The 1192-nt window shown below is 54.2% G+C and carries 2 protein-coding genes; both read left to right on the forward strand.

Annotated features, from left to right (window positions below; genetic code table 11):
* Nucleotides 1-221 (forward strand): hypothetical protein (locus H7U12_RS22485; protein WP_206683968.1); only part of this gene is annotated, 221 nt, incomplete at its 5' end.
* Nucleotides 218-964: a 3-oxoacyl-[acyl-carrier-protein] reductase gene (fabG, locus tag H7U12_RS20735; protein ID WP_186641743.1), complete on the forward strand. Its 747-nt coding sequence runs from the start codon at nt 218-220 to the stop codon at nt 962-964. The genes H7U12_RS22485 and fabG, both read left to right, overlap by 4 nt.
* Nucleotides 965-1192 lie beyond the last annotated feature (228 nt).

A 1192-nucleotide genomic window follows, 5' to 3' on the forward strand; every position in this document is an offset into this window, starting at 1 on the left:
GGGACGGAAAACGCTGCATCTGGATAGCTCTACAACGTTTGCTTAAACAATATTCCTCCCCAGCGTTTTGGGGCTCTTTTCCTGAAAACAGACCTGAAACGGTCATTCCTTTTGAAAACCTGACATGGGTTCTTTGGCTCCCGCGGGCAATTAGTATATTTGGTGCTGAGAACCGGGGAGCGTTCGCCGCACGGCGGAATCCCTTTAAAGAAGCACTATGAAATTACTGGAAGGAAAAATTGCCTTAGTAACCGGCGCCTCCAAGGGCATTGGCCGGGCCATCGCGAAAAAATATGCCGAAATGGGTGCCAACGTGGCCTTCACCTACCTCTCCAGCGTGGAGAAAGGCCAGGCCCTGGAGCAGGAATTAGCCGAGTACGGCATTCAGGCCAAAGGTTACCGTTCCGATGCGGCTGACTTCGCCCAGGCCGAGCAGTTGGTAGAGAATGTGGTGAAGGACTTCGGGAAGCTGGATGTGCTGGTGAACAACGCCGGTATTACCAAAGACGGCTTGCTCATGCGCATGTCTGAAGAGCAGTGGGACGCCGTGATCAACACCAATCTGAAATCGGTGTTTAACCTGACCAAGGCCGCTACCAAGCACATGATGCGCGCCAAAAGCGGTTCCATCATCAACATGACCTCCGTGGTGGGCATCAAAGGCAACGCCGGACAAGCCAACTACGCCGCCTCCAAAGCCGGCATCATCGGGTTCACCAAATCCGTGGCCCTGGAGCTGGGTTCCCGCAACATCCGCAGCAACGCCATCGCCCCGGGCTTCATTGAAACCGACATGACCGACGAGCTGGATGCCGCCGTGGTGGCCGAGTGGCGCAAAGCCATTCCGCTAAAGCGCGGAGGTGCCCCCGAGGATGTGGCCAACGCCGCCGTGTTCCTGGCCTCTGACCTTTCTGCCTACGTAACCGGCCAAACCCTACAGGTAGACGGCGGCATGCTGACCTAATAGCTGATTGTCAATTACTGAGATTCTTCAAAGCCGATGTTGGTGCAGACCTTCATCGGCTTTTTTTTGTAGGGGCAATCCCTGGTGGTTGCCCTTCTCTGGGACTGGCGTTTTGATGGTTCTTTTTAAAAATCGTCCTGGGGCGCGTTGACAATTGTAGAATTATTTTTCCTGGCAGTTGTTAGAGTATCAAAAAGCCTATGCGTCGTTATGAGATCACGGACCGGC

Source organism: Rufibacter sediminis (assembly GCF_014269285.1).
Taxonomy (GTDB): Bacteria; Bacteroidota; Bacteroidia; order Cytophagales; family Hymenobacteraceae; genus Nibribacter; species Nibribacter sediminis.

Bases quoted from the DNA above. Each gene is read 5' to 3' on its own strand.
- fabG (WP_186641743.1), top strand. From the start codon at position 218: ATGAAATTACTGGAAGGAAAAATTGCCTTAGTAACCGGCGCCTCCAAG.